General features: G+C 43.5%; 11 protein-coding genes. 6 read left to right on the plus strand and 5 right to left on the minus strand.

The window, feature by feature from the left end; all coding sequences use genetic code 11:
• Window positions 1–154: 154 nt before the first annotated feature.
• The 3 genes from ACVBIO_RS17905 to ACVBIO_RS17915 form a co-directional block, all read right to left on the minus strand.
• Window positions 155–1,909 carry a pseudouridine synthase gene (locus ACVBIO_RS17905; protein ID WP_447173139.1) on the minus strand — a complete coding sequence of 585 codons (1,755 nt, stop codon included), beginning with the start codon at window positions 1,907–1,909 and terminating at the stop codon, window positions 155–157.
• A gap of 238 nt (window positions 1,910–2,147) precedes the next feature.
• Complete coding sequence (locus tag ACVBIO_RS17910) at window positions 2,148–2,405, minus strand: YfhL family 4Fe-4S dicluster ferredoxin (protein WP_447173134.1); 258 nt, start codon at window positions 2,403–2,405, stop codon at window positions 2,148–2,150.
• 568 nt (window positions 2,406–2,973) lie between these two features.
• Complete coding sequence (locus ACVBIO_RS17915; protein ID WP_447160079.1) at window positions 2,974–4,941, minus strand: alkyl/aryl-sulfatase; 1,968 nt, start codon at window positions 4,939–4,941, stop codon at window positions 2,974–2,976.
• 831 nt (window positions 4,942–5,772) lie between these two features.
• Here ACVBIO_RS17915 and ACVBIO_RS17920 point away from each other — a divergent pair.
• The 4 genes from ACVBIO_RS17920 (at window position 5,773) to nhaA (ending at window position 10,736) form a co-directional block, all read left to right on the plus strand.
• Window positions 5,773–7,200, plus strand: coding sequence for a class II fumarate hydratase (locus ACVBIO_RS17920; RefSeq protein WP_447173135.1), 1,428 nt, complete (start codon window positions 5,773–5,775; stop codon window positions 7,198–7,200).
• A gap of 227 nt (window positions 7,201–7,427) precedes the next feature.
• Window positions 7,428–8,381 (plus strand): FtsH protease activity modulator HflK, encoded by a 954-nt coding sequence (hflK, locus tag ACVBIO_RS17925; protein ID WP_447163371.1) that lies wholly within the window; start codon window positions 7,428–7,430, stop codon window positions 8,379–8,381.
• Entirely contained in the window at window positions 8,368–9,381 is a 1,014-nt protein-coding gene (gene hflC / locus ACVBIO_RS17930) for a protease modulator HflC (RefSeq protein ID WP_447173136.1), read from the plus strand. Before hflK ends, hflC begins: the two co-directional genes overlap by 14 nt.
• On the plus strand, window positions 9,378–10,736 hold the full coding sequence (nhaA, locus tag ACVBIO_RS17935) for a Na+/H+ antiporter NhaA (RefSeq protein WP_447173137.1): 1,359 nt from the start codon (window positions 9,378–9,380) through the stop codon (window positions 10,734–10,736). Before hflC ends, nhaA begins: the two co-directional genes overlap by 4 nt.
• 143 nt (window positions 10,737–10,879) lie before the next feature.
• Here nhaA and trhP read toward each other — a convergent pair whose 3' ends face one another.
• Complete coding sequence (gene trhP, locus ACVBIO_RS17940; protein WP_447173138.1) at window positions 10,880–12,256, minus strand: prephenate-dependent tRNA uridine(34) hydroxylase TrhP; 1,377 nt, start codon at window positions 12,254–12,256, stop codon at window positions 10,880–10,882.
• Window positions 12,257–12,544: 288 nt separating this feature from the next.
• On the opposite strand from trhP, the gene ACVBIO_RS17945 reads away from it, so the two are divergent.
• Both ACVBIO_RS17945 and ACVBIO_RS17950 read left to right on the plus strand, forming a co-directional pair.
• On the plus strand, window positions 12,545–13,387 hold the full coding sequence (locus ACVBIO_RS17945; protein ID WP_447160074.1) for an HDOD domain-containing protein: 843 nt from the start codon (window positions 12,545–12,547) through the stop codon (window positions 13,385–13,387).
• 126 nt (window positions 13,388–13,513) lie between these two features.
• Window positions 13,514–14,989 carry a putative bifunctional diguanylate cyclase/phosphodiesterase gene (locus ACVBIO_RS17950; protein ID WP_447163354.1) on the plus strand — a complete coding sequence of 492 codons (1,476 nt, stop codon included), beginning with the start codon at window positions 13,514–13,516 and terminating at the stop codon, window positions 14,987–14,989.
• 83 nt (window positions 14,990–15,072) lie between these two features.
• Here the strand turns inward: ACVBIO_RS17950 and ACVBIO_RS17955 are convergent, their stop codons facing one another.
• Window positions 15,073–15,549 carry a thioesterase family protein gene (locus ACVBIO_RS17955; protein ID WP_447160072.1) on the minus strand — a complete coding sequence of 159 codons (477 nt, stop codon included), beginning with the start codon at window positions 15,547–15,549 and terminating at the stop codon, window positions 15,073–15,075.
• Window positions 15,550–15,919: the final 370 nt, after the last annotated feature.

Here is a 15,919-nt window from a genome sequence, read left to right on the forward strand (position 1 = left end):
AAGCTCTGGGTTAGATGTGAGTTAAGCGTTCGAGTTTTGGCTTAAGGATTTAGAAACTATTTCGTCCAGCAGATTAGAGAGCGGCATAGATAACGTCATAGATAAGCATGTGGGTTAAACATTTAGATTAACCCACATCATCTCAAGCAAAAGATTAAGCCTCTAAGCTAAAGTCGGCTTCGACCTCAAAGGTTAAGCGCTCCTTAGTCACAGGATGATTAAGTACCAACCTTTGGGCATGGAGGTGTAATCGATTCGCTTTGCAGCCATAAAGGTCATCGCCAATGATGGGCAGATGTAAGCCATCATGGTGGGCACAATGCACCCGCAGCTGGTGTGTCCGTCCCGTGTGAGGGTACAGATATAGCATGGTGTGTTTCGCGCTGCGAGATTTTACCTGCCATAGGGTGTGGGCATGCTTACCATGCTCATAGCACACCAATTGGCGCGGTCTGTCATCGAGATCTACCCTAAGAGGCAGGCTAATCTCCCCTTGATCACCTTGTACTTGTCCTGCTACCTGTGCCACGTAACGTTTCTCAACTGTTCGTGCAATAAACTGCTGCGCCAGAGACTTATTGGCGTCACGGGTTAGCGCGATGACCATAAGGCCCGAAGTGGACATATCTAAGCGGTGCACAATCAGCGGACCTGTCGCCTGAGGAAACATCGATTTCATGCGGGCATAAACAGAGTCAGTCACATTCTTACCCGGTACTGATAGAAACTCGGCAGGTTTATTAACCACTGCCATCGCTTCATCTTGGTATAAAATCTCGATAGATTTGCCTTCGGCAGGATTGGTGAGTAAAGGATTGGCATCCATCTCAATGCCTGCAAGCATGTGGCTTAAAATGGGTTGGCACTTTCCCTGACAAGAACCATAAAAGTTTTTATGCTGCTTGATCTCAGACTTTGGTGATGCTCCCCACCAAAATTCCGCCATTGCCAATGGTGTATAGCCTTGACTAAAGGCAAATTGCAGCAGTTTAGGCGCTGCGCACTCACCAGCACCCGCTGGCGGTTGCTGCGTAGGGCTATCTTTAAAGATCTGGTTGAGATCTTTAAGCTCGCCAGCTTGATTTAAAAATTGATACTGGGCAAAGATCTGTTGTTGTAAACGGTTAGACTGCTGGGCGCGCGTCGCTTTTATTTGAGTTATTTCATCAAGCAGACTATTGAGTTGGCTTGAAACTTCATGGCATCGACTATCCCAGTCCTGTTTTACCGCTTTAAGCTTAAATTTCTCGGCGACACTCTCTTTACCTAACTCAATATTAAGCTCGTTAAGTACAGCTTGATTCTGCTCTTTTTCAGCGCAAGCACGGCGTAATTTGCGCACTTTGCGATTTTCAATAATTTGCGCTCGTATAGCCTCTAACTCGCCCTCAGCCTGAAGGCGTAATGTGGCTAATTCAGTGGTTAATATTGAAATATTAGGGTTACTTTCAGCGACTTTGAGCTGCTCAGTTAACAGGTTAAGTGCTTGCATCCCTGCATGAAAAAAGCTTTCTTCGGCCAACATATCAAAAACCGGTGGTACAAAGCCATTGAGTAAGTTTTGCTCGGCTAATTTTCCAGAAAACGCGGCTAAATAACCAAGCTCCCCGCTTTTATTACGAACGAGTAATACTCCAAACATCTTGCCAATAGCTTCGGTTTTATCATCGCCTAAACCATTATTTGAATGATTGTCTAAACTATTGTCTGAGCCATTCTCAAAACTATTATCTAAACCAAAGTTATGCTGCCAGTCTGTTTGCGAACTTAAATAGGTTTGCAACTCTTTCGCGGCCAACAAACACAGTGGGTGTGGCTGGTAGTAAAAGGGAAAGGTAAAACGTTTTGGCAGCTCATAGCTATCGATAGGTGATTTGAAAGCGGTAAAGCATTGCTGAGCTGAGTACATGGGCATTTAACAACTTTTGGCAAGGATAAACGAGCGCTAAACTCAATTAGGTTAACTTGAATCAACCTAATTTAACTTAAGTTAAATTGAGCTAGCACGGTAATGAGTGAGGCGAGATTTTACGCTGTCATCTCAATGAAGTCATTAGTCGGCGGACGTTTTTACGTGATACTTAATTGACTCGCCCAAAAACAAAAATGGAGCCATTAGGCTCCATTGTTAATCAGTAACACTAGGCTTATTCGACAGGCTTACCTGTGATGATGTGGTATTTAATTAATAGCTCATCATCTGATTCTTTGTGGTCTGGGTCAACAGCAATACAGTCGATAGGGCAAACCGAGATACAGGTTGGCTTGTCATAATGACCGACGCATTCGGTGCAAAGTATAGGGTCAATCTCATAGATCTCTTCACCCATAGTAATCGCCTGATTCGGACATTCTGGCTCACACATGTCACAGTTGATACAGCTGTCGTCGATTAATAATGCCATCTAATTAATATACCTTATAAAAATCATTCATAATAAGCGCTTACGTACATTCCTTATGAGGGTAATTGCTTTTCTTTTTCCCGGTTAACAGCGGATTATTTACGTTGATTTCACTATGTAAGTGACACAAATAGCAACACAAACTTAAGCCTAGTTTGGGTGATATCTAGTGTGTCATTAGTGAAATTTTTTACCGAATATTACCGAAAAAAGAATGGAAAAAGTCTCTTGAGGTCAAGTATATCACAGGGTGTGGACAAACCTAGCTTATCTGATTACAAGATGGCACTCGTGAAGTGGGCAAGCTAAATGGAAAGCTAAATTAAACAGCTAGATTAAACAGCTAGATTAAATAGCCAAATGAAAAAGCCATCAGCCCAGATATGCTGGTTCACACATCTAACGCATACATATCGCTTTTTCATTTAGCTTACACTCATAAAGCGTGTGTTACGGCAAAAAGCACTGCTAGATCCAATAACAAGATAGCAGTGCTCATAGAAGCGCTAAGGACGAAAAACCTTCATCCTTAGCTGTTCAACTAAGGTGCCTAAGATGACCTAGCACCTTATGGCGTAACCACGTTAAACCAGAAATTGAAATCATCTAGCATAGCGAGAAACGCTTTAAACTGCTGTTTGTCCCCAGTGATCTTCACATCGCCGTTTTTAATCGCCTCATCAAAGCTGAGTTCTTTCAGTTGAATACTGTTCATCGTTTTCATTGACATCTCTAGAGCCACATCGGGGTTATCGACTTGATTTTTACTATGATGCAGCACTGCATTTTCTAATGTCAGCGTGTACTTGCTGTTAAGGTCGGTAAAATCAATATTGATATTGAGTAACTTACCTTCAGCTTTGCTTGAATCAAGCCTTATCGCTAAGAAGTCAAACAGCATTTCTGGTGTCATCGCTCTAATGGTATCAGGCGTTGCAGTTTGCGTACCTCCAGCTGATGGTACGCCGTTTCTCAGCTCATAAGCACCTTGTAAATACACTGAGCGCCAAGGGCCTGATTCAGCTTGGTAGCCAAGCTGCTCAAAAGCATCGGCTAACAGCTCTTTAGCTGCTTGATTGTCAGGATTAGCAAATACTGCATGCTTCATCACTTCTGCGACCCAGCGATACTCTCCTTGATCAAATGAAACCTGTGCTTTCTTGAGCACCGCGGCCTCACCACCCATAAACTCCATATACTTTTTTGCAACCATTTCTGGCGGTAGGTTATTGAGGTTCGAAGGGTTACCGTTATACCAGCCCATATACCTTTGATATACCGCGCGACTGTTATGGCGTAAGGTGCCGTAATATCCGCGCGTTGGCCAATTTTGCTCAAGCTCCGCAGGGAGCGTTATCATTTCGGAGATCTCTTCACCTGTATAGCCTTGGTTCATTAGGCGAACAGATTGGTCATGGGTAAATTTGTAGATATCACGCTGCTTTTTAAAGTATGGAATGATATTTTCACTATCCCATACTGGCCAGTGGTGACTTTGAAACTTCACTTTAGCCTGGTTCCCCCAGGTATCAATGGTTTCGTCCAGAAAGCTTGACCAGATCAATGCATCTCGCACCTGAGCGCCACGTAGGGTTAGGATATTGTGCATGGTGTTAGTGGAATTCTCTGCCATCCATAGTGCTTTCATGTCTGGGAACCAGGTATTCATCTCGGCTGGTGCTTCACTACCTGGAGTGAGCTGAAACTCCATGTTAACGCCATCAATGTTGAGCTTTTCACCGGTTTTTGTGATCTCATGACTTGGCAGTAATAGGCCCGCAAGCCCTGTTGACACCGTCATTCCTAGGCCACCATTGACACCTCCTTTAGCATTACGAGGCAGTAAGGCACCGTACATATATACTGCGCGCCGCCCCATAGCGTTACCTGCAATCACATTCTCTGAAACTGCATGTTCGGTAAAGTGTTCCGGCGCAATAATTTGTACCTTGCCTGAGGCAACATCTTCTGCCGTTGCAATCCCGGTTGCGCCGCCATAGTGATCGATATGACTATGGCTATAGACGATAGCAACAACGGGGCGCTCACCTAGTTGTTCATTGATAAAATCAAGCGCGGCTTTGGCTGTCTCGGGTGAGATGAGAGGGTCGAAGACTATCCAACCTGTTTTGCCTTTAATAAAAGTGATATTGGTTAGATCGAACCCGCGAATTTGGTAAATATTGTCAGTGACTTCAAATAAACCATGTTGCATTACAAGTTGAGAATTACGCCATAAACTAGGGTTCACAGTATCAGGGGATTCTTTATCGATACTGATATAGTTTTTATATTGTTCTAGATCCCAGACGATGTTGCCCTGTGCATCTTTAATGGTGACCGTGTCGGGTTTGGCGATAAACCCACGCTGCGCATTGATAAAATCTTGTTTGTCACTGAAGGGCAGTGCCTTAAGGACGGCAGCATTTTCTGTTTTGGTAAATTCGGTTGCGGGTTTTGATTGTGTCGCTGCGATACTCGAGTTAGATAGCACCAGAGAAAATGCGACCAGTAGGGGAAGCTTGGATCTATTCATTACAAATTCCTTTTATAACGGATAACGGAAAGCTATTTAAAAATGTGCACAAAGTATAATCAACTTAGCCGGAAGTGATTGAATTATCAATGGCTAATGTAGCTTAGTCTTCTCTATCGTGACTTTTTGGGAAAGGGATAAATATTTGCAGTTTAATGGGGGGAGGTCTTTTTTATTCTGAAGTAAGCCAGAGCATTAATCTAAAGCATTAATAAAAATAGGATATTAATTTAGAGCATTAATCTAGGGTGTTACTCGCATGATGTGGACTCGGGGTGCTTGGCCTTGTGGCAATCTCCCTTGTAACACGCTTAAGCCCGCTCACCATCTATCTGTGAACGGTGGCTGCCCCGATTAATGGCTGAACATACAATTGTCTTGTTCAACATTGGGGGCAATTTCGGGCAGTAAACAACAAGCCCAAGACTTGCTTTATTTGGGTTACTCTCCCATCCTCAGCTATAAGTGATAAGTGATAAGTGATAAGTGATAAGTGATAAGTGATAAGTGATAAGTGATAAGTGATAAGTGCAAGATGAGACTCTATCGACTGTACCTGTAAGTGATTAGTCGTTACTAGGTGCTCACAGTGAGTCGTGTTAGGTGAAGTACAGGTAAACATAGGCCTTTATAGCGCTTAATGAGTTTCCGTTAAGAGGTTCATCATCATGAACTCCGCGCTACCAACACGTAACGGCGACAATGCGACCTCATACAAACAGATGGACATAATTTAGTTAAGTCGTTTTGGTCATAATCCAAATTAGTGTTAGAGGTTGGCTGCAATATTGCTGAGTACTTTTTGATGCATCAAAACGAGAGTGGTTAAGTATGAGGAAAACATCGAAAAGAAACACGTCAGAGCAGGTTGGCTTTGCAAAAATTAACGTCCAAAAAGGTGCTTTGTGGGGCGAGCAAACACAGCGCTCGCTAGCATTTTTTAACATTGGAAGTCAGCATTTTGATCTAGGCTTCATTAAAGTGCTTGTTAACATTAAGCGTGCTTGCGCTGAAATAAATTACAGTCACTCCTTACTCTCTGCTAGCCAACACAGTGCAATCTTATTTGCTTGCGATGAAATTATACAGGGTGACTATGGCGCTCAGTTTCCACTTTCTATTTGGCAGACAGGTTCTGGTACCCAGACCAATATGAATGTCAATGAAGTGATAAGTCGCCTGGCTAGTGACCATTTAGTTGCTGCAGAGCTTAATGGTCAAGCTATAGGGCAGCCAAGCAACAGTATTCACCCTAATGATCACGTCAATTTATCTCAATCTTCTAATGATGTGTTTCCCACTGCTATGCATATTATCGTGGCGCAGCAAACTCAAGATGTTCTTTTACCTGCCATAGACTTACTTGAGTGCGAGTTCTCCTCAAAGCAAAATGAATTCAAGGGGGAGTATACAGTTGGACGAACACACTTAATGGATGCGCTACCTATCAATGCCAGCTCCTGTCTATCGGCATATGGGAGTCAACTTACTTTTGCAAAGCAAGCGATACAAGAGAGCCTGAAGGGTTTATATCAATTGGCGCTAGGGGGAACGGCGATAGGTTCTGGATCGAATGCTCCGCCATTATTTGGCCAACAGGTCATCAGTTTACTGGCTAAACATTATCGTCAGCCATTCATGCAATCAGCTAATTTGTATGCTGCAGTATCGGGTGAGGATGCGTTATTGCGCTACAGCAGCGCCCTTAAGCAATTAGCTGCAGTATTACAGAAAGTCGCAAATGATTTCCGCTTACTCGGCAGTGGGCCACGTTGTGGTTTAAACGAATGGCTATTGCCCGCAAATGAGCCAGGGAGCTCAATCATGCCTGGTAAGGTTAACCCTACTCAATGTGAGGCATTAAGCATGGTGTGTTTGCAAGTATTTGGCAACGACCTTACGGTATCGCTAGCGAGTTCCAATGGACAATTGCAACTGAATACTTACCGCCCGGTAATTATCCATAATGTATTGCAAAGTATAGAGCTGTTATCTGACGCTATGGTGTCTTTTGCTAAAAATTGCGTGCGAGGGCTACGGCAGAATCTGGATCAAATTGACAAGAATATATCGAACAATTTATCTGTCATAACATTGCTAATGCCCATATTGGGATATGATAAAGCGACGCAAATTGTTCAGACTGCAGCACATAGGAATATCACTCTCGCTCAAGCGGCTGAATATCTAAATTTGATGGACCAGAAACAATTCCAATTGTTATTACAAAAACAACTAGATGAAATGTTGCCTAAGTAGTGACAAGTTTACAAGTCAGCCGCCTAGCTTGATAAATCACCTAAAGTGAACCAGACTTTACTATGACAAGATTTTCTTGCCATAGCCTCAAGGTCACAATCATGTCGTCACCTAATGACCCTCTCCCACCTGAAGACAGTTCAGACAATGCCACTCCCTATAGCAGCTTTGTAAAAAGCGTAAAAAACCATGCGATAGAGACTCAACAGTTTTTCACCCGCAGCGGTATGAAAAATGTGCTCTTAATCGCATTACTTTTGATTATCGTTACGCTCTTTTGGCAGGCTGTTTATACCGTCCCTAGTGACTCTGTCGCAGTTGTGCAGCGTTTTGGTAAGTTCCATTTAGAAATACAACCGGGTCTACACTTCAAATTTCCTTTAGGTATTGATAAAGCGACGATTGTTCCGGTCAAGCGACAGTTAAAGCAAGAGTTTGGTTTTACTACCCCTGGAGCCAGAGATCCCTTTCAAGGCTCCGTGGAAGCCGACGGTGAGCTAGAAACGCAGATGGTTACCGGTGACTTAAATGCGGCATTGGTTGAATGGGTCGTTCAGTATCGTATAGCCGAACCTATCAAGTTTTTATTCGAAGTACGCTCCCCTAGCGCCACGCTACGTGATGTCTCTGAGTCCGTTATGAGAGAAGTTGTCGGTGATCGTACTGTGGATGAGGTAATTACTATTGGCCGACAAGAAATTGAATCTGAAGCGCTCGATAAAATGCAGGCGCTGACGACCAAATATGCCATGGGGATCAATATTGATCAGGTGCAGCTTAAAAATATTAATCCTCCTAAACCGGTACAGGAATCGTTTAATGAGGTAAACCAAGCCCAGCAAGAAAAAGAAAAGCTGATTAATGAGGCTCGTCGAGATTACAACAAAGTCATTCCTTTAGCTGAAGGTGAAAAGGATCAGCGGATCCGTGAGGCTGACGGCTACCGCCTGAAAAGAATTAATGAAGCACAAGGTGATGTTGCTCGATTTAATGCGTTATTGGGACAGTACAGTAAAGCCCCTGAAGTGACACGTCAGCGGATTTACATCGAGACCATGCAGACGGTGTTGCCCGCTATTGAGTCAAAAATCATCATTGATGAACAAACTCGCAATGTTTTGCCTTTTTTAGATCTTAAACCTAAGCAAGACAAACAGGGGTTGGCTCATGAAAAAGATTAGTTCAGCGGTTGCCTTTATTGTCATCGTTTTTAGCTTGCTTGCTTTGGTTGGGTCGCTTTATACGGTAAGTGAAGTAGAGCAGGTGATTATTACCCAATTTGGAAAACCGGTAGGAGAACCGATAACTGACGCGGGGCTCAATATAAAAATCCCCTTCATACAGGAGGTTAACGCTATCGATAAACGCGTACTAGAGTGGGATGGTGATCCGTCCGATATGCCAACTAAAGATAAACTTTATTTCTCAGTCGATTTATTTGCGCGCTGGCGAATAACCGATCCATTACAGTATTTTTTGCGTTTACGTGATGAGCGCAGTGCTCAGTCGCGACTTGATGACATTTTGGGGAGTGAAACACGCAATGCGGTAGCGAAGCATGAATTGATTGAAATTATTCGTACCACAAAAAATAGGCAGCCTTTAAGGGATGGTCAAACGATAGAGGCTGTGAGCGACTTAACACTAGGGAATTTAGTGCCGATCACCAAAGGACGTCAGGTGATTGAAGAGGAAATATTTTCCGCTGCGACAGATAAAGTCCGAGTGTTTGGTATTGAGCTATTGGATATTCGCTTTAAGCGTATTAACTATAACGCCAGCGTAAGACCTAAAATTTATGATCGTATGATCAGTGAAAGACGTCAAATTGCAGAGCGCTTTCTTTCTGAAGGATATGGAGAAGCGGCGAGGATTAGAGGTAATCGTGTCCGTGACCTAAATAAGATCCAATCTGAAGCTTATCGTGATGTGGAGGAAATTCGAGGCTCTGCTGATGCCAAAGCGGCAGAGATATATGCGCTGGCGTATAACCAAAGTCCTCAAGCGGTGGGTTTATATGAGTTTACGCGCACAATGCAGTCTTATCAGTCTTATCAGTCTTATCAGTCAATCATGGCTGAAAATACGACTTTAGTCATATCCACCGAGAGCGATTTATTCAAGTATCTAAAGGGAGTATATCCACCAGAGGCGATAACATCCGCACCTAAGCAACAATGAACAAAAAGCAGTTCCAACCCGATGAGCGCGGTCACCCCACCCAACTTCCTAAAGAGTATGTTGACTGGATAACCCAGCCGATAACCCGATTTTTGCATATTGAAGCCGCTGCTGGCACGGTGTTGTTGTTTTTTACCCTAGCGGCTTTAGTGCTGTCTAATTCTATATGGGCTGAAACTTTTCTGTCATTGTGGGACGTTCCTGTTGGTATCACTGTGGGAACAATCGAACTTACACGTTCGCTGCGCGAGTGGATCAATGATGCATTGATGACCTTGTTCTTTTTCTTAATTGCACTGGAGCTGAAGCGAGAAATCATATTAGGGGAGCTAAAAACACCGCGTTTAGCGATGCTATCTATCAGCGGAGCTGTTGGTGGTATGTTGGTTCCAGCCTTGCTCTATTTAAGTCTTCAATTAGATCAGCCTGGCCAGTATGGCTGGGGGACTGTGATGGCAACCGATACCGCATTTGTTATTGCTTGTCTCACGTTACTTGGCCCTCGTATTCCGAAAAGTTTACGGGTCTTTATGCTCTCACTGGCAATCATTGACGATATTGGCGCCATCATTGTGGTGGCCGTAGGTTACGGTGAAGACATTCAGTTGCATTATATTGGGCTTGCCGTGATTGGATTCGTGCTGGTTAAAATTATGGCAGTGCTCGGGGTCCGCAATATCATGTTGTATTTTCTTGTCGGCGGGGCTATCTGGCTTGTAGTCGATGCTTCAGGAATGCACCCTACTGTGACTGGAGTGATATTGGGGTTGATGACTCCGACTAACCGTTGGGTAAGCGAAGCACGTTTATTGACGATAATAGAATGTGTTGTGCCATCTCACTCGATAGGAAAACAGGGGGTTTTTAGTGTAAAACGTAAAGTGCTCAAAACGGCTGAAGCGGCGACCAGAGAAGTACTTTCTCCCGTTGAACGTTTAGAGATGTTACTTCACCCCTGGATTGGTTTTGTCGTTATGCCTTTGTTTGCATTCGCTAATGCAGGTATCCCAATTTCTCTTTCAGAAATATCAGCTTCGTTGTTTACTGCTGTTTTTGTTGGTCTCGCAGTGGGTAAACCTATCGGCATTATCTTATTCTGCGGCTTAACAGTATGCACTGGTCTAGCGATAAAGCCGCCGGAACTTCATTGGTCATATCTTTTTGCTGGTGGCATATTGGCCGGAATTGGTTTTACCATGTCGCTATTTATTGCAAACCTAGCGTTTAATCCAGTTCTCATCAATGATGCAAAGCTTGGGATCTTGTCTGCCTCGTTATTCTCGGCATTAATGGGAATGGCATTATTAAGCTGGCTATTAAAGCGCGATACTAAGAACAAGCAGCAGGGGAAGTAGGGCACTGGGAAAGGAGTCGAGGGTTAAAGAGAAATGTAGATTGGCCCTATTTAGCAGCTCAATAAAAGTATTTAGCTGTTAAGCGAAAGCATTTAACAGCTAATTAAAAGACAGGCCCTAAACAGGGCCTGAAACACCCGATATTAAGCTGGAGTGTGGCTCGCTTGATGTGGGTTACGAGTATCTTGACCTTGTGGCAAGTTACGCAGTAACACGGCTTTATCTAGTTCTACGCCCGCAGGCACATCTAAAAAGACGAAGTGTCCTGAACCCAGACCAGCCTCAACACTTTCACCTTTTCGGTTGATTAAGCTATCGACATTCAGGGTTAAATTGCCTTGTGGCGTCATGACTTCAACGCTATCACCAACAAGGAATTTGTTCTTTACATCAATTTCAGCAAGGCCCGCTTCATTACGAACGCCAGTAAACTCACCAACAAACTGCTGAGTATCACTGATTGAATAGCCATAATCGTAGTTTTGATATTCATCATGTACGTGACGACGTAAGAAACCTTCGGTATAACCTCTGTGCGCTAGACCTTCTAGGTTGTGCATCAAAGTACGGTCAAAATCTTTACCCGCCGCAGCATCTTCAATCGCTTGACGATAAAGCTGGGCGGTACGTGCAACATAGTAGAAAGATTTAGTACGGCCTTCGATTTTCAGTGAATCTACGCCCATTTTTGTTAGACGATCAACATGCTGAATCGCGCGTAAGTCTTTAGAGTTCATGATGTAGGTACCATGCTCATCTTCAAACGCTGGCATGTATTCACCAGGGCGACCCGCTTCTTGTAGCAAGACGATTTGGTCAGATGGCTGACCTGCGCCTAATGTTGGCGTTTCAATCTGTACGTCTGGGTTAACGGCAATAATGTCACCGCTTTCATTTTGCTTAGCCTCATGAACATCGTACTTCCAGCGACAAGCATTGGTGCATGTACCTTGGTTAGGATCACGCTTGTTGATGTAACCAGAAAGCAGGCAACGACCAGAATAGGCCATGCATAATGCGCCGTGAACGAACACTTCTAGTTCGATATCAGGGCAACGTTGACGAATCTCTTCGATTTCATCAAGTGATAGCTCACGCGAAAGGATCACACGCTTAATGCCTTGTGATTCCCAAAACTTAACCGATGCCCAGTTAATGGCATTAGCTTGCACTGATAAATGCACCACTTGATCAGGAAACGCTTCGCGTACCATCATGATAAGACCAGGATCTGACATGATTAACGCATCGGGTTGCATAGCAACCACTGGCTCCATATCTTTGATATAAGTCTTTAGCTTAGCGTTATGCGGCGCGATGTTGCTCACCACATATAGCTTCTTGTTTAAGCTATGGGCTTCTTTAATACCCGCAGCTAAGTTTTCCATCTTAAAGTCGTTATTACGCACGCGAAGACTATATCTTGGCTGGCCGGCATAAACAGCATCGGCGCCATAGGCAAAGGCGTAACGCATATTTTTTAATGTACCAGCAGGGGACAATAGCTCAGGTTTAAACATAATAGCTTCTCTGTTAACGGATAAGGGTTCGACAATCGGCCGCGCATTTTACTTAATGCAGCAGGGCTAATGCAAGAAAGTCAGCCGCACATAATAATTGGATTTGAGTGGATCTGAGTCATTTATTATAAAACCTTGTGATCTATGCGACATTTTTCGAGCGGTTTTACTGAAAATGTACCATCTGATTAAGTATTGACCCATTAAAGTGATTTTGCACGTAACTAAAAGCGTTCTACTGATATACTCGAACCGCTGCAAATTAATACGGTTTATAAGGGAGTTGAGATGTCTACAGAACATCAAGTATTAGTTGGTTTATTAAAAAAATTAAAGTCAGACTCTTTGGTGTTACCGACCTTGCCTGAAGTGGCGATGCGAGTACAAGAAGTGGTGGGCCAAGAAGACGTTAGTCTAAAAGATGTCGCGAGTATTATCGGTCAAGATGCGGCAATTTCTGCCAGAGTTATTCGCATCGCAAATAGTGCTATGTATAGCCGTGGGGTTCCTGCTGATAACGTCAATGCAGCAATCAATCGTATTGGGTTGATGCAAATTAAATCCATCGTGACATCGGTCGCGATGGAGCAACTTTTTATTTCAACCAACCAAATGGTTTGGGAAGTGATGGATGAGGTATGGAGTTCATCCATTGATGTGACTGCCGCAGCATGCGCGATGTTGCAGAGCTACAATGCTAATCATCCGGGTAGCAAGTTAAACATCGACACGATGACGTTAGCAGGCCTAGTGCATAATATCGGCGCGTTACCGGTACTAACTGAAGCTGAAGCACAACCTGAGCTATTTAATAGCATAGAAATGTTACGAGCATTAGTGAAAAAGCTGCAAGGCCCACTTGGGCGCGCGGTACTAAAAAGTTGGGAGTTCTCACCCGATGTAATGCAAGTGGTCGAGCGCTGGGCAGATTTGACCTATAACTCAGAAAAGCTGAGTTACTTAGACTTTATTCGCGCGGCGGCCTTCTATACAGGAGAGCTTAAGGCTGGCGTGGACTTAGAACAAAGAATGGGATTTTTTATCGAGCGTGGTTTACCTGTGTCGACTGAAGAGTTAACTGGTGAACAATTTATTGAAGCATACCAATCAATTAAAGCAAGTTACGAATAATACCTCTGTTTAAACCAAAATTGATATTGCAAGTTAAACTATAGTGGTGGCTGGCGCTGGAGTTACGGGTCACTATAGTTTATAACTTAATAACTCAAACTCAATTAACGGTTAAAGTACTCATTGATGGACAGTTTTTGGATGATCTCCATTGTGTGTTTGTTGCTACTCATTTTATTAGTATGCGCACTTTGGCGGCAGCAAAAACTTCGTCATTTTGTTAATCAGCTGCGTAAATCTTTTGAGCTACACGGCTTTACTTTTCCCGCTAACAACTCTTTATCGGCGCAGCTGAGTGGGCTATCTGACTCTGTGGGAAAGTTACATATTCAGAGTCTGCAAGCCGTGCGGGATAAATTGACAGACCTTGATAACCGTTTAAGCATGAAGCGTAAAATGGCTGAGTTAATGCCATTAGATAAAGGCAGCCTGGTTCTTTTGGATATCTATCGCTTTCGTTACGTTAATGATCTGTTTGGCTTTAATTTTGGCGATGAGCTACTAAAGCAGATGGCGGCAAGAGTAAAAGATTTATCTCCCGATGGGTCTTTGATAGCAAGAATGAATGAAGATGAATTCCTCATTTACTTCACCAGCGCAATGTCGCCACTACAGCTACAGCAACTGATTGATAAGTTACAGCTCCCTTACGATATTTTTGGCAGTATCATTACCACTAGAGTACAAGTGGGCCATTTAGCTTTGGAACCCTTTCATAGTGATATCAGTACTATGCTGCGACGGTTAGATTTAGCGCTTAAAAAAGCTAAGACTCATGATGTTGCCTTATCTGAATATCTATTGGGTGATGATGCGGTGCAGCTTAGAGAAGTCTCCATTATTAATAGTTTGGCAAAGGCGTTGCGTGATGGCGAGCTTTATATGGTTTATCAGCCAAAGCAGAGTTTTCCTAAAGGAGACTGCCAGCAAGTTGAAGCATTAATGCGTTGGCAGCATCCACAACTAGGTAGCATTTCACCGGCCGAGTTTATTCCACTTGCAGAGTATTCCGGTATGATCGATATCGTCAGCCAATGGGTACTCGATGAGGTGTTTGCCCAGCAGGCATTATGGCACCAAAATGACATTAAACTTCAGGTGGCGGTCAACCTGTCGACGCAAGACTTACGTAGCGCATCTTTGATAACAGGTATAGAAGCGAGGCTAAAGCAGCATCAACTCGAGGCGAGCGCCATCTCGATTGAAATCACTGAAAGTAAATTGATGCAAGATCTCGATGGTGCTGTCGCAACGATTAACCATCTGCGTCAGCTTGGCGTCGATGTTGCGATTGATGACTTTGGGACTGGTCATTCTTCTTTAGCTTACCTTAAGTACTTACCTGTCGATGAAGTGAAGATTGATAAAGCCTTTTTGGATGATTTAGAAATTGATGCAAGAGCCCGGCATATTATGGATACCAGCATCCGTTTGGCCAAAGGGTTAGGCTTTAAGGTCACTGTAGAAGGGGTCGAAACCGAAGATATTTTACAGTTATTACTGGGTATGGGAGTGGATAAAATCCAAGGAGATATTTTTTCTCAACCGTTAAAGCCAAAAGAGCTAGAGTCACGTTGGCCTAAATTAAGTGGTATAGGCTAGTCATACCAAGCTCAACAAGTTGTCGATAAAGGTGAGTTTGTGGAACATTACCCCACCTTTATATCCTACAAGTTAGCCATCCTCTACAAGATAACAGCTTCAGCAAAGGCCTCACTCAGGCGTTCAATGAGTAATAGTGGCATGGGGCTGAGTTGACGTTTCTTGTTCATGCACACCATCTCAATTTGCGCGGTTACCGCAGGTTTCTTACCGTTTGGACGCCAGATCTCTTGTAACCATACGGTGCGATATTTACTCTCGAAGTAGAACTTGGTTCGAATATCAATAATATCAGCAAACTCAACACCATCATGGCAGAGCATATCGCTGCGATAGACTGCAAAACCTAAGTCATGTTCATCCCATAAGCTGGCCAAGCTATTTGCTCCAATAACGTGTTCTCGGGCGCGTTCGAAGTACTTTAAAAAATTAGGGTGGTAGACCACGCCTGAAAAATCGGTATCTTCATAATAGATTTGTACAGGAAAGTGATAAGTTTTACTTTGCTGAATAGGCTTAGCGTCATTGGCTTTAGGGGGGATAGCGTTAGGGTGCGACATAGTTATTTAGTGGAGTCTTTGATGCTGTAGGGTATTGGTAGACAAGCTTAACATAGTCTTTGGTTTGGCCAAGGAGTATTGGTAAACAAGCTTAACATAGCCTTTGGTTTGGCCAAGGAGTATGGGTAGACAAGCATGACATAGTTTTTGGTTTGCCAAGGAGTATGGGTAGGCAAGCATGACATAGTCTTTGGTTTGGCCAAGGAGTATGGGTAGACAAGCATGACATAGTCTTTGGTTTGGCCAAGGAGTATGGGTAGACAAGCATGACATAGTCTTTAGTTTGGCCAAGAAGTATGGGTAGACAAGCATGACATAGTCTTTGGTTTGGCCAAGGAGTATGGGTAGACAAGCATGACATAGTCTTTAG

This window comes from Shewanella sp. 0m-8, from assembly GCF_052977265.1.

Bases quoted from the DNA above. Each gene is read 5' to 3' on its own strand.
- ACVBIO_RS17905 (WP_447173139.1), bottom strand. From the start codon at position 1,909: ATGTACTCAGCTCAGCAATGCTTTACCGCTTTCAAATCACCTATCGAT.
- ACVBIO_RS17915 (WP_447160079.1), bottom strand. From the start codon at position 4,941: ATGAATAGATCCAAGCTTCCCCTACTGGTCGCATTTTCTCTGGTGCTA.
- nhaA (WP_447173137.1), top strand. From the start codon at position 9,378: ATGAACAAAAAGCAGTTCCAACCCGATGAGCGCGGTCACCCCACCCAA.
- hflC (WP_447173136.1), top strand. From the start codon at position 8,368: ATGAAAAAGATTAGTTCAGCGGTTGCCTTTATTGTCATCGTTTTTAGC.
- trhP (WP_447173138.1), bottom strand. From the start codon at position 12,256: ATGTTTAAACCTGAGCTATTGTCCCCTGCTGGTACATTAAAAAATATG.
- ACVBIO_RS17950 (WP_447163354.1), top strand. From the start codon at position 13,514: ATGGACAGTTTTTGGATGATCTCCATTGTGTGTTTGTTGCTACTCATT.
- ACVBIO_RS17920 (WP_447173135.1), top strand. From the start codon at position 5,773: ATGAGGAAAACATCGAAAAGAAACACGTCAGAGCAGGTTGGCTTTGCA.
- ACVBIO_RS17955 (WP_447160072.1), bottom strand. From the start codon at position 15,549: ATGTCGCACCCTAACGCTATCCCCCCTAAAGCCAATGACGCTAAGCCT.
- ACVBIO_RS17945 (WP_447160074.1), top strand. From the start codon at position 12,545: ATGTCTACAGAACATCAAGTATTAGTTGGTTTATTAAAAAAATTAAAG.
- hflK (WP_447163371.1), top strand. From the start codon at position 7,428: ATGAAAAATGTGCTCTTAATCGCATTACTTTTGATTATCGTTACGCTC.
- ACVBIO_RS17910 (WP_447173134.1), bottom strand. From the start codon at position 2,405: ATGGCATTATTAATCGACGACAGCTGTATCAACTGTGACATGTGTGAG.